The sequence below is a fragment of the Rhizobium ecuadorense genome (genome assembly GCF_001187535.1).
In the GTDB taxonomy this organism is placed as follows: domain Bacteria; phylum Pseudomonadota; class Alphaproteobacteria; order Rhizobiales; family Rhizobiaceae; genus Rhizobium; species Rhizobium ecuadorense.
This window is the reverse complement of record NZ_LFIO01000720.1, coordinates 1-401: the sequence shown is the minus strand read 5'-3', so window position 1 is coordinate 401 and position 401 is coordinate 1. Positions and strand designations below refer to the sequence as shown.

General features: G+C 61.6%; 1 protein-coding gene. It reads right to left on the bottom strand.

What is annotated here, in order from left to right; all coding sequences use genetic code 11:
- Positions 1 to 384: FAS1-like dehydratase domain-containing protein (locus tag AF337_RS13545; protein ID WP_193393613.1), on the bottom strand; the 384-nt coding region annotated here is incomplete at its 3' end.
- Between the last annotated feature and the right edge of the window lie 17 nt (positions 385 to 401).

The window sequence follows — 401 nt, the reverse complement described above, 5'->3', positions numbered from 1 at the left end:
GTCCACAGTTGCGATCAGGCGCTCGAAGCTGACGAACATTCCCTTTTCAATGCCGCGATCGACTACCGAGAGGACGCGTGAGCGAGAGATCAGCGGCACATCGAGAGGAACCGGCCGGTGGATCGTCAGGCGATGTTCGGAATGCACGAGACGCGCCCAATCGATACCCGTCTGCTGCATCCATGGGCCTGGATGCGCTACGATATTGGCAAGGGTCGGCGCGGTCACGAGATCGCGTTCATAGACATAGCTCAGCGCCTTTTCGGCGAGCGCATTGGTGCCATAGCCAACCGACAGGGCGTAAAGGATGGCATCCCTTGCGGTGACCACATGCGTCGCCTGCGGCACCGGGAAGTCGAGGATGGATTGGGCCGACAGCGTCACGATGCGGCGCCCCCGGA